Genomic DNA, 24,942 nt, shown 5'->3' with positions numbered 1-24,942 from the left:
AAGCGGAAACAAATTTAAAGTTAATCGTTAAATTTTTCCTTTGTTTTTTAAAAAAAGTCAGCTGTCGGAGACAGGCGTGGATTTTTTATCGTCTTGTTTTTGAGTTTGTTTTTGAGTTTGTTTTTGAGTTTGTTTTTGAGTTTGACTTTGTTCCGGCTCATTTTTCTTTTCTTTCTTTTGATCCTGGTTTTCCTTTCCATCCTTGTTTTTCTTTCTTTTCAAGTGGTGGCGGATGAAATAAACATAAACATAATGCCGGATCACCCAGCGTGTGTTTTTGTGAAGCAGGAATTTGAGTGTCGGAACGTAAAGCGACCGGATCCAAAACGAAAACGCCAAATCCGATTCCGTACGCAGCGTCTTTTCCGTTAAAACCGGATGAATCAGCACATTTTCTTCAATATCCTTCATCAGCGTCTCGGCATTTTTCCGGGTATTTTTGTTTTTGGTCCGGTTTTTGACGTCTTCCAAATACGAAATCATAGAACTCTTCAACGCATACAAAACGCCGGATGAAACGGCGGTGTCGGCCGGGTCCGCGAGTCCGTAAACCAAATCAATGTCCAGCTTTCGAATTTTCATTTTCAAAAGAACCGACGACGCAAACCGGGTGGCCGGCTGAATCATTTTTGTGCCGGCGGTGATAGAATCTTTGGCGAACTGAACCGGATCGGACAAATCCACATACTTTTCAATGCTGCTGTCATCCCATTCCGAATCTTCTTCTTCCGGAATCTCATCACTTTCATCGGTTTCGCTTTCATCAATAATTTGTTCCTCTTCTTCGCCTGAAACGTCTTCAATTTCCAAAACAACGGTTTTTTGATCGCCCGCCGATGCGCTTTCGTCAAATACCTGCGCCGGCTCTTTCGACTCAATCACAGTCCGATCAACGATTTCAATTTTAAACTCTTCATCTAAGCCTGTTTCCCAATCTTCAATGAGAATATCCGTTTCTTCCGATTGAATTTCCCACTCTTCGCTCAAATCAATAAATTCATCCGAATCCGTTTCCGGAATGCTTGGCGGCACAATGACAATTTCATAATCTTCGCCGAACTTTTTGGATTTATCAATTTTGAGATGCGCCTTTCCGTCCGCGTCGAATGAAAGCGTATAAACGCTGACAGACGGTTCGTCTTCGTTGATTTCATCTTCCTCATCCGGTTCATCCATGTCGTCCGTTTCAAATGCGTAAATTTTGAATCGGGACAGGAACAAAAGAACCGACACCTTTTGTTTCAATTTCCGGCTGCCTTTGCGAACGGAAACGTCCACATCCAGCCTCAAAAGAAGCGTCAGCAAAAAAGCCACGGCTAAAAGAACAACAACGGCAACCAAAAGAATGGCGAGAATCCACAAAAGAATGTGTCCGATTTCGGCCAAAGTTGTTTGAATCGTCATGAAAACAATACCGGTTGAAGAAATAATTGTGAGCGGTCGATGAAAAAGAACAAATCAAAAGATCAAATCATGATCTGCGATCTGAAAATAAAAGTAAAAAGAAATTTAATTTAAATTCATTGAGCTCATCAATGAATTTAAATTAAATTTCGCAATCGTCGTCGACTTCGATGATTTTTGTTTTCGGCTGCCGCTCTTTTCTCATGGCTTTGACTTTGTCGATGACGGCCGGTACCATTTCCAAGAATTTGAGAATTTCCGTTTCCAGCTGGGTGCCGTTGACGGTTAAAATTTCAGAGGAGTCGGCTGTTAAAATAATGAATGCGACCGGCTCGATTTTCGCACCGGCACCGCCACCGCCGCCATAAGCGCTTTTGATTGCGTTGTCCGCATTTCCTTTTCCGGCGCCTTCATATCCGCCGCTGGCAAATCCGACCGAGACTTTCGTCACCGGAATGATGGTTTTTCCACAGGCTTCGATCGGCGTTCCGATAACGGTTTTTGCGCTGACGATTCTTTCAAGCTCTTCCGTCACTTCTGAAATAACATCTTGAATGGTCATATTGATTCTTCCTGAAAAAAGTGTATATTTTGATTTATTTTGAAGATTGTAATCGTAATTGTCATCTAAAATTTAAATTGCTACAGTGATTGATTTCAATAAAGTATAATAAAGTAATGTAAACAGCATATTTTATTTTTTATATAATATAATTCAATCCATTTAAACCCTCTGTAAAAATTTCCGTTCGTCATTTTGAGAATCTTTTTTGGTTTCAGAGCAAGATTAAAATTCCATCCCGTTTTTTGAATCATCTGCATTTTATGGGGATGGGTATTCAAAATATCAAGAATATTAAGGAGTTTTTAAAAAATGAAATATGAAATCAAAGGAACGCCTTTTCCGGTTGTGACCTGCCACTTGGAAAAAGGAGAAACCATGGTCAGCGAAAGCGGCGCCATGTCTTGGATGACCGACAAAATGAAAATGGAAACCACAACCGGCGGCGGACTCATGAAAGGTCTTGGCCGAATGCTTTCCGGAAATTCCCTCTTCTTAAACAACTACACCGCCGAAGGCGAAAACCAGCACATCACGTTTTCATCATCCTTCCCCGGCCGCATTTTGGATTTTAAGTTGGACGGCTCCAAAACGCTGATCGCGCAAAAACAAGCGCTTCTGGCCATGGAAAAAACCGTAAACATGGAAATGCATTTCCGCAAAAAAATCGGTGTCGGCTTCTTTGGCGGCGAAGGTTTCATTATGCAAAGATTTACCGGCAATGGGCACGTCTTTTTGGAAATTGACGGCGACGTCGTCGAATACGAGCTCAAGGCCGGCGAAAAAATGTATATTGAACAGAGCCACCTGGCCGCGATGGACAGCACCGTTACGTTCGACATCGAAACCGTCAAAGGCGCCAAAAACATTCTTTTCGGCGGTGAAGGCCTCTTTTTAGGAACGATCACCGGTCCCGGAAAAGTGTGGATTCAAACCATGCCGATGTCCGGTTTGATCGACATCATTTTGTCCAGAATTCCGCCGAGCAACGGCTGAAAAAAACGAAAATAAATAAAAATCAGAGGAAGAATTTTTCTTCCTTTTTTTGATTCGGCGCCCGCCCGCGCGCGTTATCACATTCGTTTTTGTAGGCGCGCTGCAAAAACCGGCATTTATTTTTATTCTGTTTTCACTTCTTTCCGGTCGGCATAGGTCGGTTTTTCCTCAAAGAACGTTTCCAGTTCTCCTTTCACGTCTTCCGGCGCAATATCGATCATTTCCGAGCGTTCTTCTTCCGGGAAACAATTGTGAACGGAATATTTCCGGAGCCGGGCCACCGATTTTTTCTGGTACCGGGCGTCAAGAAGCAGCCGAACGCCGAAATCATCCGGAGAACGCACCACGCGCCCCATCGCTTGCCGGACCCGCCGGATCGTCGGCACGGAAATGGCGAACTCCCAGCCTTTTCCGACTCCAAAAACAGTATCGTATGCAGCTTCAACAGCGCGGATCCGGTCGTTGAGCGCCGGATAACCGACACCGACCACAATCACAGTTCGAGCGCGGTCGCCTTGGAAATCGACGCCTTCGCTCAGCGTTCCGAAAATGTAGCTGATGAGAACGCTTCGGCCGCCGCTTTCGCCGATTTTGAAAAACTTTTCCCGGACGGCATTTGCGGAAATGCCGGCTTCGTCAAAAAGAACCTCAATGTTTTCCGAAACAATATCGTCCTGTCCTTTTAAAAAGCGGAAAAAGCGGTCTGCTTCCGAAAAACTTTGGAAATAAATGAGTGTGTTTCCGGGCGTTGCTAAAATAGCGGACACAATGGAATCTTCGACAGCGGAGAGCGTCTCCGGATCGTCCCGTCGACTGGAAAACAAGGGGGGTACGGCAACGGCAAAAGTCCGGCGGTTTTCCACCGGAAACGTTAGGGGGAACGCAATTTCCGTACACTGGCGTTCAATGCCCAGCGTTTCTTTAATCATGGAAAACGGACGCAGCGTTGCCGACATGAGAACCAGGCCGCCTAGTGAATCGAAAAGCGGCACCGTCACGTTTTTGGGAATGCAGGTGAAAATTTCCATCCGTCCGTAAATTTCCTCATCTTTAGTTTGCTGGTCGCGCCGGATGTTTAAAATCGGGTAATAGTTCGGATTTCCGGACAGCAGCAGGTAAGCGGACAAATAGTCGGACACGAGACTGATGCTTGATTTTTTTCGGATGATGTCGGCGCCCGATTTGTACCGCTCATGGTAGATTAGGTCGATTTCGTCGCCGATCGCCGACACGCTTTCCAAAATCATCCGGACGGAATTTTCATTCAGATTTCGGCCTTCTTCGGCGCTGTAGCCGCTGATTTTTTTCATCAGCCGGTCTTTGACGACGTCGAACCGTTCATACGGGTCGCTGATCCGAATATCTTTCCAATTCTTTCCGATGCGGTTGCGTTCGCCGAAATCCAGCGCCAAATCATACGTTTCCCGGATGGCGGAAATAAAACATAAAAATATTTTTTGCGCGTCCAGCTTCAGTTTTTCGGGAAACTTGTCGTCGTGCTCCTCGATTTCCATGACCGCTTTTTCCACCGTCCGCTCCGACACCACCATGGATGAGTGTGACCGCGCCGCATTTTCAATATTGTGCGCTTCGTCAAAAATAATAATCAAGTCTTCCGGCAGCTTTTCCATCCACCCGAGCAGCGTCAGAAAGATTTCTTGGCTGAGCACGTGGTGGTAATTGCAAATAATTAGGTCCGCGCGTTTAATTTCCCGTTTCAGCAGTTCGTACCCGCACATCCCGCGCTCGTCCGCGTATTCATTGATTTCCTCAGGACTTCGGACGTCGTCGAAAAGCCAAGTTTTAAATGACGGGGACTCCAATTTCAAAACTTCATACAAGTGGTTGCAGGACAAATCCCGCTTTCGCTTGACTTCCTTTTCCCGCTCTTGAATTTCCTTTTCAAGTTCCGCACGCAGCCGGTTGTATTCCGGATCTTTGGTTGCTTTGTATTTTTCCGTGGCGTCTGCAAATTCTTTTCTGGATTTTTGCAGTTCTCGTTCCATTTCGAGAAGCTCGTACGTGTTTTCGGACAGCGCGCGGCATTCTTCGTAATCCATCCGCCGTGGACACATCGCCTGTTTCCCTTTCATGACGGCGGCGTTAATATCGACTTTTCGTTTGATGTCGCGCGCTTCATGAATGAATTGAACCATCTGCTGGTGGACGTTGGTGACGATAATCACTTTTTTGTTTTGACGGCTCGCGATTTCAAGCGCCGGCGCGAGCGCGCTCAGCGTTTTTCCTGTTCCGCAGGCGCCTTCAAAAAGCACCGTTTCTCCCTTTTCCAAAGCAGCAGCTATCTGTTTCATTGCTTCCGCTTGATTCGGGTAGCAGCTTTCCTTGGTGAAATATTTCATAAATCCGGGAACAGGTTCAGAATCCATGATGTTGTCCGAGAATGCGTTTCAATTATAAAACGGTGAAACGCGGGGGGTGAAAATATTGAATGAATGTTGGATAAAATGTTGAATGAATTGAATCATAACGATTGGGTTTGGAGTTATATATTTTCTTTTATGGTCTTTTATGGTTTTTCAAAAACCGGCGTTTGGGCAAGATCAAATACCGTCCGCCGCTTTAAAATTCGGCACCGGTTTATTTTTTCGGAATCGAAAAGGTATTTTTGAAAACAATTTGATTGCTTTGAAAAGCTACGACGTCGATTGTTTCGCCGGCTGTCAGTCCGTAATTGTTGGACGTTGAAAAATTGCCATTCACGCCCACGAAAACGCTGGAGTCAGCTGAACTTTTACTGTCGTTTCCGGTTAAAACAAGCTGTTCTCCCGGAGACCAAATTCCATCTTTCAACATCTCAGCATTCTGTTTTTGGTAGTTCGGATTTTTGTCGGTCACGTTGAGATGTTCATATCGAATTTCAATGTCTCCGATGATCATTTTTCCGCCGGATCCCGGAATGCCTTGGTAAGCGTCTCCTTTGCCGGTCATTTTGAGGGAAATTTCGCCAACCGGGACGGGGTTTCCGCCGACGTTTTTGAGAATCAGAACGTTATCCTGAAATCGGGAATTGTCGTCGGCGTGATTGCCGCAGGAAGCATCCACCAGTTCGATTTTGACCGGTTTTACAGCTGTCAAATCATTGGATTCCATCCATCCGGCTGCGTTCATAAATATGGCGCCGCACATCAGCAGAACAATCAACAGGAGCAGCAGAGATGAAATGACGGGACTGATGCCTTGATTGAAACGGTGAATCTGATCTTTATTTTTCATAGCAGTCAGACAAAAATGAGATTTGGGTTAAACGTTTCGATTTTATCAAAATCGGCATGTTTTTAAAGGGATGAAAAATAAAAAAAGAATTTCGGTTTTTTAAAATTATCATCAAAAGTGATTGCCATAACGCGCGCGCAGACCGCCCGACAAAACCAAAAATTAAAAACTCTTTTCATACAAAAACAGGAAAACGAAAATTTTTATACTTTATAATATTTTTAAGATAAATGATTAGACAGGAAGAAAGTAAAGCAAATGGATTAATATATAAAGTAAATCGGAAGGAGGTTTTGTAATGAAAAAAGAGGAAATCGGTCAGATGACGGAAATTTTCGATTCAATAAGCCAGCGTACGCCGGACGAAAATATAGAATTTTGGTTTGCGCGCGACCTCATGGAATTGCTTGATTATTCTCGTTGGGAAAATTTTCAAACAGTTATAAAGAAAGCCATCGTATCTTGCGAATCAGCAGGATATGACCCGGACGATCATTTTCGTGATGTCACGAAAATGATCCCGATAGGGAAAACGGCTCAACGTCGTATTGATGATTTTATGCTGACGCGTTATGCGTGCTATTTAATTGCACAAAATGGAGATCCTCAGAAAGAACGTATTGCCTTCGCACAGAGTTACTTTGCCATTCAAACGCGTAAACAAGAATTAATTGAAGACAGAATGCGCCTTCAAGACAGGGTAGAAGCAAGAGAACAACTGAAAGAATCTGAAAAAACTCTTTCTTGCAACATATATGAACGTGGGGTTGATGCTGAAGGATTTGGAAGAATTCGTTCTATGGGAGATGCCGCCCTATTCGGCGGTCACACAACTCAAGCCATGAAAGAAAAATACGGAATTACTCAAACACGTCCGTTGGCAGACTTTTTACCAACTCTGACAATTGCGGCCAAAAATCTGGCGACTGAAATGACAAATCATAACGTCATTCAAGAAGATCTTGTGGGAGAATCTGCTATTGCAGATGAGCATGTCCAAAACAATGAAAGTGTTCGTGGAATGCTTGGTCAGCGAGGAATTAAACCGGAAGACCTTCCGCCCGAGGAGGATATTAAAAAGTTAGAGCGGCGTGTTAAATCTGAAGATAAAAAGATTGCAAAACAATCGGGGAAATTATCATAATCAAATAAAATTGGTTATGTGATATTCTATTCGCATTCTTAGATTTTAGGAATTATCGTGCAAAAGCAAAATCCGACGAAAGATTATAATATTCTGTTACCGTTTTTGTTTCATGTCGTTTTTATCAGATATTGAAATTCGCGAATTGATGAAAAATGATCCGCCGCTCGTTGGGAACTACACGGATCTCAATCTTCAGGTTCAGCCGAATGGTTTTGAAATGACGGTTCGGGAAGTTTATGAATTATCCGGCGCCGGCGCCGTTGATTTTGACAACAGAAAACGAAAGACGCCGGATAAGAACGCGCTGGCTTTCGGCAACGACGGCTGGATTCACTTAGGTCCCGGCATCTATTCCATCGTTCTGAATGAAGTTGTGAACATTCCGGGCGACGTGGCGGCCATTGCGCTTCACCGTTCCAGTTTGATCCGCAGCGGCGTGACGCTCGGCACTGCCGTTTGGGACGCCGGCTACCGCGGACGCAGCGAATGTTTGATGGTCGTTCACAATCCGGCCGGATTTGATCTTCAAAAGAATGCGCGGGTGATGCAGCTTTTGTTTTACAAACTCGGTACCGGCGTTGAAAATTTGTACAACGGCGTTTATCAAAATGAAAATTTGAAGAAATAAAAATAAACCACCCCATCGTTTTGCGTCTCAAAAAAAACGATCGCCATAACGCGCGCGGCGGCCGCGCAAATCAAAAAAGAAAAAAATAAAATAAAAAAGGTACGAAACAAATGTTCGTACCTTGATCTGCTTTTTTATTCCAATGTCGGAATGGACGTAATCAAACTTCTGCGGGTAATGATGCCGACCAATTTGCCGGCGTCCATCACTGGAATGATGCCCACGTTTTTGTGAACCATGAGGCTGACAATTTCTTCGGCCGGGGTGCTCGGCGTTGCCGTAATCGGATTTCTGGTCATCACGTCGGCGACAAGCAAATTCTTGATCCGGGCTTCCTGGTGGTTGTCAGGGACGCTGTCCTTGAATTCCTGGAATGCGACGGCGACGTCTTTTTCGGAAATGACGCCGATCAATTTGCCGTCTTCCATCACCGGAATACGTCCGACGTTGTGTTCAAGCATCAAGTAGCGGGCGTGAACCAACCGTTCGCTGGAATTGATGGTGATGATGGTCTTTTGGAACATCACGTCTTTGGCCTGGCCGTTGAAGTCGTAGGCGCCGATCAATTCGTTGGGCGTGATCCAGCCGAGAACATCCTTTTCGTTCTCAGACACCAAGAGGACGCCGCCCTTTTCTTTAATAATTTTCACCGCAACCAAAAACTTTGTATCAGGCTTCACGAATGTGAAATTTCCGGAAATGGCGGTCACGACCGGAAGAGATGAAGGCGGCTTCGTTCTCTTTTTGGTTCCAAGCTCCTTGGCCAAATTTCTCATCGTCAAAATACCGACCACTTCATTGTTGTGTGTCACAAGAAGACGGCGCGTATTTTTTTTCTCCATGATTCCGAGAGCGTTTGAGATCTTTGCGGATTTGTCAATGCTTGGAGGGGACACCATAATGTCTTTTGCTTGCATGGGTTTTCACCTTTGTTGATTTTTTTAATGAATGAAACGTGCCGAAACACGTTATCAATTTAATATATTTTAATATATATAAATTTATTTTATATATTTGCTGATTGACTTTTAGTTCGTCACCGGATCATTCCGTGTTGAATTAAATCAACCGGTATTCATTCCGACAATCCGGAAATGCTTTTGATGATATCGTCTCTTGAAATCATGCCGGCGATTTTGCCGTTCTTGGTGACCGGAAGCGACGCGACATTGTTGTCGATGATTTTCTTGGCGGCCGTCGTGATGGGCGCGCTCACATCCACGGTGATGATGTGCGTCATCAAATCTTCCGCCACAAACGGCAGGTCGATGGCATAGCGCCGGGATTTATCTTTCTTATTCTTTCCGTTCTTTTCACTGACGACGTCCGCCAGCAAATCATTGGCGGACAAGTCCTTGATGGAGACGATGCCGACGGCTTTTTCGTTGTTGTCCATCACAATCACTTTTTGGACATTGTTCTTTTCCATTTCGCCGATGATGTGATTGATGGTATGGTTGGTGTTGACCGTCACCGCTTTTCCGGACATGGAATCCAAGACCATGACTTCGGAACCGGTGCCGCTTTCCGCAACAAAGCGGACGATATCTGTTTTGGACACAATGCCCATGATTTCCTTGTCGACGACCGGCAGGTGGTCAATACCTTTTTCCGCCATGATTTTGGCCGCCTCAAAGACGGACGTGTTGGGCGACACCGTAACGACGTCGGCGGAGCAAATGGATTTGATCGGGATCTGGTCGATCGGACGCCGTTTCCAAGCCGCTTCTTCTTCAAACAATCTGACTTTCAAGTCGGATTTTGTGAAAATACCGGCGACGGCGTCGCCGTCCACCACTAAAATCGAGCCGACTTTGTGTTTCATCATCAGGTTTCTGGCACGAGCCACCGTTTCGTCGGGACCGACGACATAAACCGGCGCGCTCATGATATTTTTCATCTTCATGGGTCTTCCTCCTGTGCGACTTGGATGTTAATTTGAAGTCTGTTCAGTCTGAATTTATTCAGTTTGAATCTGTTCAGTTTGGTTTTGAATCTTTTCGCGGTATTTTGCTTGTTTTGACCGCGTTTGTTCTGTGTTTTGTTTGTTTTTGTTCTGTGCTCTATCCGAAAATATTTTCAATTTTATTTTCCGACTTAACAATTTGTTCAGAATCTTTTCCGGTTTATTTTTCTTTTGATTTTGGCAAAATCCGAAAGTTTATATGTTGTTAATTTTTCGAATTTTACCGTGTTTGATCATTGAAGATAGAGTCCTCTGTTCGTCAAAGTTGAGAGAAAAAGGTTTGCTGTTCAATAATGAACTGCAATGAGATCACTTCCGCAAACCCGCCGTAAAGAAAGCCGTTTTAAAACAAACGTTGCTTTTCCTTTTAACGAATTGCAAAAGTCAGAAATGCCGAACAAAAATGCTCTGAAATTGGGATATTGATTGTGTATCATTTTTTTTCACCCAAATATTTCCGGATAACAGATGAAAGGTGTCCCAGACTTATATATTTTTGTGTAAATTTTTCTCATTTAAAATGTATATTAATGTACAATAGACCCCCTTGTTTCCGATGGAGTAATACGTATCAGCATTGTGATTTTGAAATCAAGTGAACAAAAGAGAAATCAAAAAACCTCCGAATTTCAGAATTTTGTCGTTTTTGAATGATGGAGATTGAAGAAAACCGCTCCCTGTTTTTGAAAACAATGAGAAACGTGTTGCGATAACGCGCGCGGCGCCGCCCGCAAAAAAACAAAAAAAAAAGAATAATAAAATGAAAAAAACAAAAAATAATAAAATAAAAAAGAACAAAAAATGAAGCAGTGCTTCATTTTTTATTTTAATTCAATTAAAGAATCGTCACTCTTGTCCGGTTTCCGGCGCTGAGTTCAATTTCTTCGTTCATGCCGAACTTGGAAAAGGCGTCTGTGACCCGGACCCGCATGCCCATTTGAATGCTGTTGACGATGTCGGCGTGTTCGCCCCAGAGGGTGACGCGGATTTTTCCGGTTTCGTCTTCCAATTCGATGTTGGAAACGGAATTTTGGGTGCCGTCGTCCCGTTCAAATTCACGGATTTCGCCGATGTCAATCACGCGGCCCTCGACGGAATAGGATTTTCCGGGGAGAATATCGTTGATTTGGTCTAATTTTTCCTGGTAAGTGATTGATTTTGAAGATGCTGCAACGCTGCCGCGGTTACCGACATTAAGTTCGACTTGCTGGTTGAAGTTGTTGACGCGGGAGTAGGCGCCCATAATCTCAATGGTTTCACCGAAATCGAATTCATCCAAATGTGCGGTTTTGTCGTCCCAAAGAGTGACCCTGATTTTTCCGGTTTCGTCGCCGAGAACAAAGTTGCCGATAGTTCCTTCCGTTCCGTCTTTTCTGGAAAACGTCCGCACGTCGGAAATATCCAAAATAACGCCGGTCAAGTTCACACCGTTCATGCCGTCAACGATTTCAGCCGCTTTTGCAAACGGAACAACGTATTCGACGGTTTCATCAGAAGCTTCAACGATGCCGGAATTTCCGACGGAAAGCTCCACCTTTTGGGAATAATTGCTGAGTTTGGCGTAAGCGCCTTGAATTTGAACGGATTGTCCCGGTTTTAACGTGTCGACGAGTCCGGCCCGGTCGTCCCAAAGGCTGACGCGGATGGTTCCGGTAGAATCGCCGAGCGTCATGTTGGCGACGCGGCCTTCGCCGCCGTCTTTTCGGGCAAATGTTTTGATGTTGCCCAAATCCAAAACTTTTCCGGAAATGGACACGTCGTTCATGCCGTCTTTGATGTCTTCGATTTTACGGTCCGGGGTGCTGTATTGCACATCTTCGTCGCTGAGCGCGAAAACGCCGTTGTTGCCGATATTGACTTCGGTGCCGTTGAGGCCTTTTTTCGTGTAGCCGGCGATGACGACGACGGATCCGACTTCAATTTCGCCGGATTCCAAGGCGTCGACTTTTGCGTCCCAAACGGAAACACGAATTTTTCCGGTGCTGTCGCCGACCATCACGTTGGCGACCCGGCCGACGGTACCGTCGTTTCTTTTGAATTCGCGCGGGTCGTAAGCAGCTAAAACTTTTGCAAAGAAGGATACGTTGCCGCTGTTTTCATTAATGCAGTCGATCGTCACCGGTTCGTTGCCGGTGTTGGACACGCCCAAATCGCTTAACACCAAACGGGCGCACATTTCATCGTCGCAAAGACCGCCGAGCGCTTCTTTTCTTTCATTGACCTTTTCCATAAAGTCGTCGTAGCTGATTAAGTGACTGACTTTTTCATAAATTCCTTTCATTTCCGTCATTTTCCGACACCTGGTCCTTAAAAAATATTAAACCTTTAAAAATAATTCTGCTTAAAATAAAGTGGAAATAAAGAACATAACGATACTTATTATTTGATTCTATTGTTTGGGCTGAAAGTATTCGGTTTCAACAAATTCGATTGTGACCGCCGGAGTTCAAGACGTTGGGCGGCTTCATTTGAAAGATTCAAAGAAATAACCTTAAAAGAAAACCATTTTTATTAAACTTATCGAAAAATAGCTTGATTTTTTTCAATCTGTTTCAATGCTATTCTATTTATATCAAAAAATCATTTATTAGATTCTATGATTCGCAAGTGCAACGAGCACGGTTGTTTTAGAGGCGAGGCTTGTCCGTATTGCGGTGCCGAAGGGGAGTTCATTTTGGACGACGACCGGGAAGACCGCTTGGGACGTTTTGTTTCGGGAGCGCTTCGGCATTTTCCGGAAAAACTCGAACTGCCGATGTATATCGACGGCTGGGTCAGCATCAATGCTTTAACGGCAGCTGCCGCCCGAAAATACAAGTGGCCGAAAAAATACCACCTCTATGCGCTGGTGGAATCAGATGAAAAGGGACGCTACGAAATTGCCGGCGGAAAAATCAGAGCGCGCTACGGACACTCCATTGGCGTGATTTTGAACTACCCGCTCTATGAAAGCGAATTCGCTTACTACGGCGTGAGTCCCGAAGAGGTGGACATCCTTTTAGAACAAGGCCTTCACCCCGTCAAACAAAAATATCTCCACTTGAGCACGACGCTTGAGAAAGCCATTGAAGTGGCCATGATTCACACGGAAAACCCGTCCATTTTCAAAATCGACGCCAAAGGCGCGATTGAAGACGGTTTGAACATTATGGTCGTCAACGATGATATTTTGCTGACGGATGAGATTCCGGTGGAGTATATCGTTGAAATTTACGAATAACCCCGCCATAAAAAATAAAGAATGAAAAATAAAAATATCGGAAACGAAAATAAACCGGTTTATTTTTATTGTTCACCACAAAATTATTAAATTTAAAAGTGATTTAATCTTTGCTTTTTAATTTCCAAATCTGAATAAAAATAACAACGGAAATTTAAAAAGAGTCAAAATATCTTTCCACTTATCAGATATTGTTTTCCAATTTTTCAAAAAACAATGTCGTTCACATCGTCCGTTTTCGGATCAAATCAGATGAACAGGTGAGTCAATTCAAACTGGCTCATCTCAATCACGCAAAATTCGGGTTTGATTGGATTTCTTTTTTAAAAATCTAAGACGAGAACCCAAAAAACCTCATTCAAACAACATTTAAAATAAATATTAACAGAAAAATAGATTTAACGTCATTCAAAAATGTTCATTAAATTCTACAATTCCATAAAATTAATTTAAAAATTAATTAAAATACTGAATATTTAATTAAAATCTAAATTTAATTAAAATCTAACTGATTAAAATACTGAAACTTTATCCATTCAAAAAAGGAAAGCAGATTTAAAAGAAGGAAAATTTAAATCGCAATTTCAAGAATGATCACACTCATCAATTTATTCAAATTATCTTAACAAAAGACAACGACGATATCTGTTTCAATGACACTTATAATTTCAAAATTACAATCAAATTATAAATCATATCCACTTAGATCAGAGCCGCGTTTCGAAAATCAATCGATTTGGTCTTTGCAGCCGCTGTTTGCGGAACAAATACTGAAAAATAAACCATCCGTCAAAAATGACCGGAAAAACCGCATCATTAACCTTATCAGACTTATCATCTCGAATTTTGGTTGAGCCCTGAAAAATGATTCAAACCTCAACGGAATTCAATCAACGGTTGCCGGTCTTTATGTGTTCGGATATTTATTGAAATTGATTGAAACGAAACCGATTCCGAAATCACGTTTATTTTCTTCGTTGTCAATTGTAAATATCTCTTGATGATGTTTTGTTCTTTTTTGCGTGTTTATTTTAAATCGCTTTTTGCTTTTTTGACTCTCAGGAGATTGAATTATGCAAAATGCAGATACAACCAAATACATTATTCAAACCAAAATCAATGCTGACGGCGTCATCGAACGTCCGGATATCGTCGGCGCGATTTTCGGGCAAACGGAAGGACTTCTCGGCAACGATTTGGATTTACGCGAACTTCAAAAGACCGGCCGTATCGGCCGTATCGAAGTCATGGTCACCACCAAAGGCGGTAAAACCCGCGGCAACATTTTCATTCCGTCGAGTCTCGACAAAGTGAAAACGTCGGTCTTGGCCGCGTCTTTGGAAACGATTGACCGGGTCGGTCCGTGTTTGGCCACCATCGAAGTCATGAAAATCGAAGACGTCCGCGCCGCCAAACGCACGAACATCATCGAGCGCGCCAAGGAAATCTACAAAACCATGTTTGACGAGGACCTTTTGGAAGCGCAGGAAATCACCGACTTGATTCGTGAATCCGTCCGTGTGGAAGGCATTACCCACTACGGCAAAGGAAAGCTCCCAGCCGGCCCGGAATATGATTCCAGTGAAATTATTATCGTTGAAGGCCGCGCTGACGTCCTCAACCTTCTGAAATACGGCATTAAAAATACAATCAGCGTCGGCGGCACCAACATTCCGCCGGAAGTCGTGGACCTTGTGAAAGGAAAAACCGTGACCGTCTTTACCGACGGCGACCGCGGCGGCGAACTGATCATCCGCGAGCTCATTCAAGTGGCGAAAGTCGATTTCGTGGCCCGCCCGCCGGACGGCAAAGCGGTCGAAGATTTGGTGCAAAAAGAAATCATCATGTCGCTGCGCCGCAAAATGCCGCTCGACCAATATGTTGAGAAATACGGCATCATTTTGCCCTCCAAGAGACCCGGCAAAAACGTTGTTCCGCGCGGAGAACCCCGTGCAGAAGTTCGTGAATCCGGACGGGAGCAGCCCGAGAGAAGCGTTGCCAGCAAACTTTTGGAAAAGAAAACACCCAAGCGCGTCGCCAAAATCCGGCAGACCGCCATGTTGGTCGGCGGCAAAAAACCCGTTTACGGGGATGAAGCCGAAGACGAAATCTTTGAGGAAGACGATGAACAAGTCCGAAATGTCCGGGCGCCCAGAGACGTTCAAAGAGACGCTCACCGGGAACCGGAACGGGAAGTTCGCGGCAAAAGAAGACCGGCGGACGATTTGGATGGTTTGATTTCCATTAAATACGTCGACATGGACGAAGAACACCAAGAAAATGGTGAAGCGTCTCAACGCAGAAGACTGGAAGACTATGAGTCTCGTGAAAGAAAGCCGCGCGAACCACAATCTCGTGAGTTCCGTGAGCCCCGCGAACCGCGTGAACCACGCGCCCCCCGCCAATTTGACCGGGAAAGCCGAAACGGACGCGAAGACAGCGAATTTTCACCGGAAAAGAGAGAAGAGAAACCGAAATCCTCTTTGCCGCCGCAGTTTGAAAATTACATGACGGAACTTTCCGGAACGCTCGGTTCCAAGATTTTGGACCAAAACGACGCCGTTTTATGCAACCTGCCGGTCCGTGATTTGGCAACGTCGCTTAAAAAAGGCATCGGCGGCGCGAAAACAATTGTTTTCGACGGTGTGGTGACGCAAAGAATCATCGACATCGCTGCCGAACAAGGCATCGAAAAAGTGGTCGGACTCAAGATGGGTAACATCGTGAAAATGCCGACCAACATTGATGTTTTAGTCGCTCAAAAGTAAAATCAAACTTTTGTTTGATTTTCTTTTCTTTTTCTTCTTTTTTTATTTTCTTGGCGCCGGTCCGCGCGCGTTATCGCAATCGTTTGTCTGAACTTTAAAAAAGAGAAGGACGGTTTTTTCAATCATCGGCAAACGGAACCAAGTCGCAGCCGCCGCATTTGGAACACATGGTCTTTGATTTTTCGGGATGCAAATCGTATTTTTCGCAAATGCGTTTTTGCAGGTCGTAAAGTTTCATCAGCCGGTCTTTGGACGGCCGTTCCATAAAGCAGTCGCCTTTTCGCAGTTTGTTTTCAAACACGGGTCGCAGGCATGCAATGACGCCGATTTTTGCCAATTTTTCCAACGTTTCTGCCACGTCGTCGTCCGTTTCCCCGAGCCCGACAATCAGATTGCTGTAAACGTTTCCTTTTCCGAAAATGGCCACGGAGTTTTTCAGTTCATCAAAAACGTCGTCGTAAGAAAGCCCCGGGCAAACATTTTCAAAGATTTCCGCGCTGGCCGCTTCCACATTAAATTTGACTTCGGAAACGCCGGCGTCCTTCAGTTTTTGGGCGCCGTCCTGCGTCACGTAAATAGAAATCCCAATCGGAACGCCGAATTTGACCAATTCAGGCATCAATTCAAGAACGCGGTTCAGTTCGCCTTCCGGCGATTCTTCAACGCCGGACGTGATGGAAATCGCGGAAACGCTTCCGTTTCCTTTGTCAAAGGCTTCCCGAATGATTTGCAGCGTCTCGTCTTTGGATTTCGTGTGTCCCTGCAGCAGCGGCACCGTACAGTATTTGCAGTTGTAGATGCACTTTTCCGACAGATTGATGTAGGCTTGTTCCGGACAGTGCGCCGGCACCGATTCAATTTTTCCGGTGACAATCGGCTCATCCAGATAAGTAACGATGACCGTTTCGGAATCGGTGTTTGTTTTTCTGACTTTGATCGGCGAGTCCGGGTCCAAAGACAAACGAACCCGGTGTCCACCCGAGCTGATAAAAACGGAACCGCCGCTTCCCGCGCTCGGACCGGCGGTTGATTTTCTTGTTGTTGGGATAAGCCCGGGTTCGGCATCGGCCGTTCCGATGGAAAGCAGGAACGCTTTTTTGTCGGCGGTCATGGGAAGCCGTTCGGGATTTGTTTTTGAATGAGGTGTCATAAATTATTCCGTATTCATTTGATTGAATTTGGTTTGGAATTTTGTTTTTGTTGTATTTAAAAGTAGCAGAAGAAGTGAACAAATTCAATTGATTCTAAATCAATTGAATTTTTCTTTTAATTTATCCAAAAAATATTATTTTAATTCACTATTTATATTTTTCATTCAAATCAATTCATTTTTCAAATATTATTACAACAACTAAAATATATATAACAGTTTGACAATCTAAAAATGATATCAGTCGGCACTTTATTGTAAACTATTATCAAAAATAAAGTTTACTATAAAACATTTTAAATAAATATCTAAAAATTATCATTAGACTGTTGGATAAGTGTCACTGATTTGGATTTGTGTTTAATTGGATGAGTTGACACCATGAACTTCAAAAAGAACGTCAAAAAAATAATAATCGTTTGCATTGCTTTGATGATTTTAACGCCGACATTCGCTTTTGCCGCGGAGTCTGATTCCGGTTCTTCGGGTTCCGATTCCGGAGCGGGGTCTTCCGGCGATAACGTGCCGTCTTCCGGAACGCCTTCCGATTCTTCAGCGAATGATTTGTCTTCCGGCAAGGAATCTGATTCGAAACCCGAGTCTTCTGAAAGTAAAAACTTGTCAGATCAAAGTGAATCGGATCAGAATCTTGAGGAAAATGAATCTGAATCCAAGCAGTTGGAAGAATCATTGGCCGAGGAAGAGGAAAATATGGTTATGGCAGCAGCCGCAACGAATAATACAACACCTGAAATTAATATCTCCTCATATACGTCTCCGGAAGTTGATTTTGGTCTTACAAATGATGCTTATTTGACCAGTCTTTTTTCCGGTGCAGCCGTTTATTCTTATCCGATTCAAGTTCCGAAAGGCATTGCCGGTTTTGAACCCAAAGTTGAAATCGTTTACAACAGTCAAGGTGCCGGCCGCACATATGGATGGCTCGGCGATGGTTGGCAACTCAACGACAATTACATTCAAAGAGATGTGAATTTCACACCGCTTAACACGTCCGATGACAAATTTAAATTGACTTTTGACGGACAAAGTTATGATCTGATCTATAACGCGACAGAAGGCCGTTATCACACGGAAATTGAGTCTTTCTTTTTCATTCAAAAAGAGATAGGCGCCTCCAATCAAAAAGGTGATTATTGGATTCTTAAAACCAAGGACGGAACAACATATCGTTTTGGTTATACCATGGATTCCGAACTCATGAATTCTGTGACCGGAAGAGATTATGCTGTCCGATGGAGTTTGGACCAAATTGAGGATGTCAACGGAAATTTGATTGTTTATAACTATGTGGAGAATCCTGTTACCGGAGAAATCGGTGCCTCTTATTTAAAAAACATCACTTACAACAACGGCGACGTTGTGATTGATTTTGAACGAACGGCGAAATCTGTTACATTTAATCAGTTTAAGGATGGAACGCAGGTTTTGGAGAAATCATTGCTTTCAAAGATTTCTATTTGGAACAAAGAAGAACTTGTTTATCGGTATGAAATTGAATATAATACGGCAGACAACCGCTTGTTTCTGAAATCGATTCAGCTTGTCGGTATGGACGAAGAGAGTTTGCCGGAGACGAGTTTTGAGTATAATACAGGACCTCGAAGTTATGTCAGTTCTAATTTGGTCCTTCCGACATATTTGATTGTTAATGAAAATAGAGACATGGGCGTTCAAATCGTTGATATCAATGGCGATGGTCTCCCGGATATTATGCAATCCACGTATCTTTATCCTCCCGGCGGACCTACATATATTGATATTAACACTTGGATCAACAACGGTACAGCTTTTGTCAAAAATACAACATGGAATTCGCCGGTATATTTTACAACCCATTATGATGGTGCTAACCATTGGCAAGGTGTTCAAATTGTGGATATCAACGGTGATGGTCTTCCGGATATTGTTCAAGCCGCCCATTTTAAAAACAATGCGAATCCGACCAAAAAAACATGGATCAACACCGGATCCGGATTTGTTTTGGACAGTAATTGGTCACTTCCGACGGTTTTCCTTTCTAATGAACAGGATACAGGTGTTCGAATCGTTGACCTAAATGGCGATGGTCTCCCGGATATTGTTGAATCTTATTATGCTTCTCTTCCATATTACACGCACAACGTAAAAAGAGCCTGGATTAATAACGGCAATGGATTCACAGCAGACAACAGTTGGGCAACATCTTTGCCCCATTTTTCGGTTGGAGGACATGACCAAGGTGTTCGCTTTGTTGATATTAATGGAGACGGTTTGCCGGATTTGGTTCATTCTTACATTAATTCGGGTCCAAACTCCAATACGAGAATCAATAATGTTTATATCAATAACGGAACCGGTTTCAAATATGACTCAAGTTGGCAAATTCCAAGTTGGATTATACACTATGGAGAAGACTATGGTTTCAGGTTTGGCGACGTGAACGGAGATGGTCTCCCGGATGTTATTCATTCTTACCGATACGCGACAAGTTCGAGTTCGTATACGAATTTTAAATATATTTCTATAAACACAGGATCTGGTTTTGTTCAGGACCCGAATATAAATCCTCCCGGTTACACTAATTGGAGAAGTGGTGTTGAAATCGCAGACATTAATGGGGATGGTCTTTCAGACTTTATTCAAAGCAGCTATGTCCAAAGTGCTCAGACTTTTATCAGAAAATCAACCGTGGTGATGTCTCCATCCTCTCCCAATCTTCTCACTCAAATTCATCACTCAGCCGGTTCCACAACCAAAATTGAATATGACGTTTCCACAAAATACAACAACACACAAGAAAATGGAAAACCCGGTCTTTCCGTTCCGATCAGAGTCGTTAAGAAAATCGAAACTGATAATGGAATGACAGGAGATCAACGAACCGTTTCAACAATCAATTACGATTATAAAGGTGGCTTAATGGTCATCAAGCCGAAAGGAGAATCCGAATTCAGAGGATTCAAACAAGTGACTGTCAATGATGGCCGTTCCGTTGCAGAACATTATTTCCATCAAGATGAAGCCAAAAAAGGGAAAGAGTACCAACTCATCCAGAAATCAATCAGCGGTGTTCTTTATTCAAAAACGGAAAACATTTTTGATGCCGCCAATGATTCCGGCGTTTATACAGTTTTGTTGAACACGTCAACCAAATATCTGTATGATGGCAAAACAACGCCGATTGTAACGGAAACGGAATATTCTTATGATTCTTACGGCAACGTTGTCCGTATTTTCAACAAGGGCGATGTTTCAGTTGCAGGCGATGAGAAAACAGCCATTATGGATTATGTTTACAATACAGATTCCTGGATTTTAAATTGTGTGAAACGTGAAAAAGTTGAAGGCCTTAATTTTGAAAAGCTTTCGGAGCGGACGTTTTACTATGACGGAAATGCCCACTTGGAAACAGAACCAACCAAAGGTTTGGTGACAAAAGCCATTGTTTGGAATAGTTTGGGACAAGACGTTGTCAATGAATTTGGTTACGATTCTTACGGGAATTTGATTTCACAAAAAGATGGTGAAGGTCACGTCAAGACAGTTGAATATGATTATGATTTCAGCGCCGTTTATCCGATTTCAACGACCAATGCGCTCGGACAAACAACAACGTTTGATTTCAATTTAATTCTCGGCAAGATTCAGAAAATGACTGATCCGAACGGATTTGAGACGTTCATGGATTACGACGGTCTCGGCCGGGTCACAAGAATCGTTCGCCCGTATGATACGTTAAATTCGCCCAGCGTTCAATATGAGTATTTCATTGGCGAATCCATGCCGAAATACATCAAAGTATCTGTCAAAGAAAGCGAAAGTAGCGGCTATTTCGATTCGTGGAAATATTTGGATGGATTTGGCCGTGTCATCAAGACGGAAACCGAATCTGTCGACGTATTAGAAAATATCATTCAGGAAACATATTACGACAATTACGGCGCCGTTTCAAAAATTATTGCACCGAAGAAAAACGGTGAACTGACTTTGGAAACCGTCAATTCTTATGATTCGTTCGGCCGGATTATTCAAACGACCAATCCGGATGGGACGACCCGAAGAATGGAATATGACCAATTAAAGACAACATACTTTGACGAGCGATCCAACAAAATTCAGATGGACAAGGACGTTTATGGAAATATTGTTCGAGTGACTGAGTTCAACAGCAATGAAATTTATGAAACAGGATATGAATACGATTTAATGAATCGTTTGACTAAAATCATTCCGATGCAAAATTATGCGGTTTCAACAATTTCATTTTCAGATGAAACCGGATCCGAATCCGTTTCTTATCCGTACGCTTACCGCGTTCAAAACACAACCTTTGCGTACAATTCTCTTGGTCAGCAAATTGAAATTAATGATCCGGACATCGGTATTTGGAAATACGATTATGACAAAAACGGCAATTTGATTTCCAAGACAGATAATCGGAGCATTACAACTTCTTACGAATATGACGCTCTCAACCGGAAGACAAAAATTGATTATCCTACGGATTCAGATGTTATTTTTGAATACGATCTCGGAACAATCGGCACGCTCTCGTCGGTGACTTCCGAAGGCGCAACAAAGTACTATTCTTATGACCAAAGGCTGAGAGTTGTTAAAGAAGGAATTTCAATTAGCAGTGAAGGAACTCAATCACGTGTTCAATCGATGTCCGTCAGATCAATGGTCATTGAACCGGAGATTCTTGAACCGTCAGTGTTCAATTCAACATCGGTGAGATCGTTTGGGTCAAAATCGATTCAATCTGATTCAGTTGACTTGATTACCCATGAAGTAATCACATCTGAGCCGTCCGTCTACAATTCAACCAACCGGTCACATCTCTTTGGTTCGACAATGGAAGTAAACAATATTGAATCGGCAACTGTTTTTGATTCAATTGATTCAAATTCGATTGATACGATTGTGATTGATTCCCAGATTTCGATGACGTCTGCAACCGGTTCTGATGTGGTGACAGGTTCTTTTGAAAATAAAGAAGATATTACCATTCAATTGAGTCGAGACGAGTCTGTTGTTCAAGAGTTGAATTTAACAAATTTGCGCGTTTCGATGGGTGCCGGCGATGTCGGACGTATTTATCTCAACGGAAAGGAGGTTCTAAGATTTACGGATACGGCTGCCGGCGGTACGCTTCAAATTTTGAATGAAAACGGCGTTTCGCTCGGAACCATCCAAAGCATTAACGGAAATCCGTCTTATGAGAATGTGACCTTTAATATTTCATTCAAAGCTGAGCCGTCAGAAAGAACAATTCAAATTGATAAGTATTCCCGCGGTACGTTTGTCGGAACATACAATTATTCTTACGCAACAAACGAACCTCTGTCAAATATGCGGGCTTATCTTTACGGCTACCAGTCTAACGTCAACTACATCACAAGCGGTTACAAAATCGTTTATGACTCTGTTACCGGACCGGGTACGGATCCGGAGCCCGAAAATTCGACAACATTTTATGTGAACGACAGTTTTGTCAATGTTAACGACATTACGGTTCCGCTTGTGCGGGATGACGCCGTTTTGAAAGAGTTGGATTTGAAAACGTATCGGTCATCAATGGGGGCCGGTGACAGTTCTTACTTCTATCTCAATGGAAAGGAAATTTTGAGATTCGTCGACTCCGGTTCCGGCGGCACGCTTTACATCAAGGATGAAAACGGCACTCAGATCGGTGTCATTCAAAGAGTTAACGGAAAACCGACAGCTGAGGGGGTCACTTTCGATATTTCCTTCAAAGATGATGGTCCCGTCAGAAATATTCTCATCAAAAAGTATGAAAAAACAGGTGCATTGAACGGAACGTACAGTTATTCATACGCAACAAACGAATCTGTTTCAGTCATGAGAGCCAATATAATCGGTTACCAAACAGGTGTTGATTATGTCAGCAGCGAATACAATGTACTTTATGAATTGATCAATATTCCGGTGGACCCCGATCCAGAAGATCCTGATCCGGAAATTCCAGATCCCGAAGACCCTGATCCTGAAGATCCTGACCCTGAGGACCCCGATGAACCTGAAATTCCGGATTCATGGCAAGATCCCTTTGAATACAATGCGGATTATACGACAAAATACGTTTATGATTCCATGGATCGTATCACGAAGAAAACTCTTCCCAACGATGAAGTTGTCAAATACAGATATAACAATCAAGCCCTCTTGTCTTCAATTCCGGGAGTCGTTGACAATATCGAATACAACTCGATGAATTTGATCACCAAAAAAGAGTTTTCAAATGGCGTGACGACCGATCTCACCTATGATGGCTGGACAAAACGCCTTCAAAACATCAACACGCCGGATCTTCAAGATTTGGATTATTCCTTTGATGAAAAAGGCAACATCATTGAAATTGCGGACAACGTCGTCGGTGAAACGCAGCAATTCGGTTATGACGATTTGGATAGACTCACCACGGCCGGCAGTGAAACTTATTCGCAGCAATTTGTTTACAATCCGCTCGGCAGCATCTTGGGCCACAAGAACGGAACAGACATTACGTTGTTCGAATACGGCAACGGTGCCGGCATTCACGCCCCGACGAAAGTCGGCGATTCAAACCTTCTTTACGATTCAAACGGCAATTTGGTTGAAGATGAAACTTTCGTTTACGTCTACAACGACGCCAATCATCTCAAAGAAGTCGTTAAGAAGTCGGAAGACAGAGTCATTGCTGAATTCTTCTATGACGAATCCGGAAATCGCGTGAAAAAGATTGAGGAAGGAATTGTTTCATACTACGTCACCGACGATTATGAAATCGAGGACAACGAAGAAGTCGTTTACTATTTCGCAGACGGAAGACGTGTCGCCAAAGAATCGTCCGAAGGCCGTTTCTGGTATTTGGACGACCATTTGGGATCGACCAGCGTTATGATTGACGAAAACGGCGAACTTGTTGAAAGAACGCTTTACTATCCGTTTGGAAGCCACCGTGAAGGTGGAACCGAAAAGTATTCTTTCACCGGTAAAGAGTTTGATTCCGAAATTGGGCTTTATTATTATGGCGCTCGATATTATAATCCGGAAACGTTTGTGTTTACACAGGCGGATTCGATAATTCCGGATGTGTATAACCCACAGGCTTTGAATCGGTATTCATATTGTTTGAATAATCCACTGAAATATGAGGATCCCGATGGACACAACTACTTATATGCTGGACTTGTTGCGGGGGTTGCTGTTTTTACGTTAGCATGTACAATAGTAGGAGCTGGAGCGTATGCATATGAAAGCTATAAACAACAGGTAGCAGAAACAGGAACATACGATGGAAAGGAGGTTTTTAAAGCAGGTGTAAGGGGGGCCCTTGAAGGTGGTACATTTGGACTTGTGACATCCGGTACAGTTGCAGTCGGTATTGCCGCAGCAACCGCAGAGGCTCCGGCAGGTGCTGTTTTACTATCAGCATGCGCTGCTGGTGCCAGCCTTTCAGTTGTTGGAGGTATAGGTTCACGAACTATAGATGGTGTAATGGAAGGTCAAAGTTTATCGGAAATAGGAACTTCAGCACTTCATATTGATTATTTGGCTACCGATGCTGTAAATGGATTTGTCAGCCCTATTGGAATTGCAGAGAGTTTGATTTCTGAAGAATCAATGGGTACAATAAATGTCTCTCAAAGTTTGAATTCAGGAAAGGAATATTTTAATCAAAATTATGGTGATCCTGCACATAATAAATTAGATAATTTTTCAAATTCATCTAAAGAAAAGTGGGAGCCAAACAATCAAAAATATAAAGAAAACAAAGAAAAATTTAATAAAAATCGAAAACTTGGTAGATAAAATCATATAGTTGTGATTTTATCACAACTATATCTTAAATATTTATGAGGGT

At 43.2% G+C, this 24,942-nt stretch carries 14 protein-coding genes; 6 read left to right on the top strand and 8 right to left on the bottom strand.

The window, feature by feature from the left end; genetic code table 11:
• Positions 1-57: 57 nt before the first annotated feature.
• Complete coding sequence (locus MsAg5_RS01670) at positions 58-1,404, bottom strand: DUF2953 domain-containing protein (RefSeq protein ID WP_338098881.1); 1,347 nt, start codon at positions 1,402-1,404, stop codon at positions 58-60.
• A gap of 142 nt (positions 1,405-1,546) precedes the next feature.
• The gene (locus tag MsAg5_RS01665) at positions 1,547-1,966 is read right to left on the bottom strand and encodes a GerW family sporulation protein (protein WP_338098880.1); all 420 of its coding nucleotides are present in this window, start codon (positions 1,964-1,966) and stop codon (positions 1,547-1,549) included.
• A gap of 312 nt (positions 1,967-2,278) precedes the next feature.
• Between MsAg5_RS01665 and MsAg5_RS01660 the strand changes: the two genes are divergently transcribed.
• A complete protein-coding gene (locus MsAg5_RS01660) occupies positions 2,279-2,962 on the top strand; it encodes a TIGR00266 family protein (RefSeq protein ID WP_338098879.1) in 684 nt (227 codons plus the stop codon).
• A gap of 122 nt (positions 2,963-3,084) precedes the next feature.
• On the opposite strand, the gene MsAg5_RS01655 is transcribed toward MsAg5_RS01660, so the two are convergent.
• Positions 3,085-5,349 (bottom strand): ATP-dependent DNA helicase, encoded by a 2,265-nt coding sequence (locus MsAg5_RS01655; protein WP_338098878.1) that lies wholly within the window; start codon positions 5,347-5,349, stop codon positions 3,085-3,087.
• Positions 5,350-5,560: 211 nt separating this feature from the next.
• Complete coding sequence (locus MsAg5_RS01650; protein ID WP_338098877.1) at positions 5,561-6,196, bottom strand: type IV pilin domain-containing protein; 636 nt, start codon at positions 6,194-6,196, stop codon at positions 5,561-5,563.
• Positions 6,197-6,494: 298 nt separating this feature from the next.
• Between MsAg5_RS01650 and dinD the strand changes: the two genes are divergently transcribed.
• Positions 6,495-7,340 (top strand): DNA damage-inducible protein D, encoded by an 846-nt coding sequence (dinD, locus tag MsAg5_RS01645; protein WP_338098876.1) that lies wholly within the window; start codon positions 6,495-6,497, stop codon positions 7,338-7,340.
• A gap of 112 nt (positions 7,341-7,452) precedes the next feature.
• The gene (locus tag MsAg5_RS01640) at positions 7,453-7,971 is read left to right on the top strand and encodes a deoxyuridine 5'-triphosphate nucleotidohydrolase (RefSeq protein ID WP_338098875.1); all 519 of its coding nucleotides are present in this window, start codon (positions 7,453-7,455) and stop codon (positions 7,969-7,971) included.
• Between the two features lie 134 nt (positions 7,972-8,105).
• On the opposite strand, the gene MsAg5_RS01635 is transcribed toward MsAg5_RS01640, so the two are convergent.
• The 3 genes from MsAg5_RS01635 to MsAg5_RS01625 all read right to left on the bottom strand — a co-directional run bounded on the left by MsAg5_RS01635 (position 8,106) and on the right by MsAg5_RS01625 (position 12,227).
• Positions 8,106-8,888 carry a CBS domain-containing protein gene (locus tag MsAg5_RS01635; protein WP_338098874.1) on the bottom strand — a complete coding sequence of 261 codons (783 nt, stop codon included), beginning with the start codon at positions 8,886-8,888 and terminating at the stop codon, positions 8,106-8,108.
• 158 nt (positions 8,889-9,046) lie between these two features.
• Positions 9,047-9,877 (bottom strand): CBS domain-containing protein, encoded by an 831-nt coding sequence (locus tag MsAg5_RS01630; RefSeq protein WP_338098873.1) that lies wholly within the window; start codon positions 9,875-9,877, stop codon positions 9,047-9,049.
• 895 nt (positions 9,878-10,772) lie between these two features.
• Positions 10,773-12,227, bottom strand: coding sequence for an OB-fold nucleic acid binding domain-containing protein (locus tag MsAg5_RS01625; RefSeq protein ID WP_338098872.1), 1,455 nt, complete (start codon positions 12,225-12,227; stop codon positions 10,773-10,775).
• Between the two features lie 306 nt (positions 12,228-12,533).
• Between MsAg5_RS01625 and MsAg5_RS01620 the strand changes: the two genes are divergently transcribed.
• Positions 12,534-13,157, top strand: a complete 624-nt coding sequence (locus MsAg5_RS01620; protein WP_338098871.1) for an RNA 2'-phosphotransferase — start codon at positions 12,534-12,536, stop codon at positions 13,155-13,157.
• A gap of 1,073 nt (positions 13,158-14,230) precedes the next feature.
• A complete protein-coding gene (gene dnaG / locus MsAg5_RS01615; protein WP_338098870.1) occupies positions 14,231-15,925 on the top strand; it encodes a DNA primase DnaG in 1,695 nt (564 codons plus the stop codon).
• A gap of 118 nt (positions 15,926-16,043) precedes the next feature.
• On the opposite strand, the gene MsAg5_RS01610 is transcribed toward dnaG, so the two are convergent.
• Complete coding sequence (locus MsAg5_RS01610) at positions 16,044-17,075, bottom strand: radical SAM protein (protein WP_338098869.1); 1,032 nt, start codon at positions 17,073-17,075, stop codon at positions 16,044-16,046.
• Between the two features lie 381 nt (positions 17,076-17,456).
• Between MsAg5_RS01610 and MsAg5_RS01605 the strand changes: the two genes are divergently transcribed.
• Positions 17,457-24,890, top strand: coding sequence for an FG-GAP-like repeat-containing protein (locus MsAg5_RS01605; RefSeq protein WP_338098868.1), 7,434 nt, complete (start codon positions 17,457-17,459; stop codon positions 24,888-24,890).
• The last annotated feature ends 52 nt before the right edge of the window (positions 24,891-24,942 follow it).

Source organism: Methanolapillus africanus, from assembly GCF_032714475.1.
GTDB lineage: Archaea > Halobacteriota > Methanosarcinia > Methanosarcinales > Methanosarcinaceae > Methanolapillus > Methanolapillus africanus.
Note: the sequence above shows the minus strand (reverse complement) of the source record. Positions and strands in the feature narration are given on the sequence as shown.

Bases quoted from the DNA above. Each gene is read 5' to 3' on its own strand.
- MsAg5_RS01625 (WP_338098872.1), bottom strand. From the start codon at position 12,227: ATGACGGAAATGAAAGGAATTTATGAAAAAGTCAGTCACTTAATCAGC.
- MsAg5_RS01660 (WP_338098879.1), top strand. From the start codon at position 2,279: ATGAAATATGAAATCAAAGGAACGCCTTTTCCGGTTGTGACCTGCCAC.
- MsAg5_RS01610 (WP_338098869.1), bottom strand. From the start codon at position 17,075: ATGACACCTCATTCAAAAACAAATCCCGAACGGCTTCCCATGACCGCC.
- MsAg5_RS01650 (WP_338098877.1), bottom strand. From the start codon at position 6,196: ATGAAAAATAAAGATCAGATTCACCGTTTCAATCAAGGCATCAGTCCC.
- MsAg5_RS01670 (WP_338098881.1), bottom strand. From the start codon at position 1,404: ATGACGATTCAAACAACTTTGGCCGAAATCGGACACATTCTTTTGTGG.
- MsAg5_RS01620 (WP_338098871.1), top strand. From the start codon at position 12,534: ATGATTCGCAAGTGCAACGAGCACGGTTGTTTTAGAGGCGAGGCTTGT.
- MsAg5_RS01630 (WP_338098873.1), bottom strand. From the start codon at position 9,877: ATGAAGATGAAAAATATCATGAGCGCGCCGGTTTATGTCGTCGGTCCC.
- MsAg5_RS01655 (WP_338098878.1), bottom strand. From the start codon at position 5,349: ATGGATTCTGAACCTGTTCCCGGATTTATGAAATATTTCACCAAGGAA.
- dinD (WP_338098876.1), top strand. From the start codon at position 6,495: ATGAAAAAAGAGGAAATCGGTCAGATGACGGAAATTTTCGATTCAATA.
- MsAg5_RS01640 (WP_338098875.1), top strand. From the start codon at position 7,453: ATGTCGTTTTTATCAGATATTGAAATTCGCGAATTGATGAAAAATGAT.
- MsAg5_RS01665 (WP_338098880.1), bottom strand. From the start codon at position 1,966: ATGACCATTCAAGATGTTATTTCAGAAGTGACGGAAGAGCTTGAAAGA.
- MsAg5_RS01605 (WP_338098868.1), top strand. From the start codon at position 17,457: ATGAACTTCAAAAAGAACGTCAAAAAAATAATAATCGTTTGCATTGCT.
- MsAg5_RS01635 (WP_338098874.1), bottom strand. From the start codon at position 8,888: ATGCAAGCAAAAGACATTATGGTGTCCCCTCCAAGCATTGACAAATCC.
- dnaG (WP_338098870.1), top strand. From the start codon at position 14,231: ATGCAAAATGCAGATACAACCAAATACATTATTCAAACCAAAATCAAT.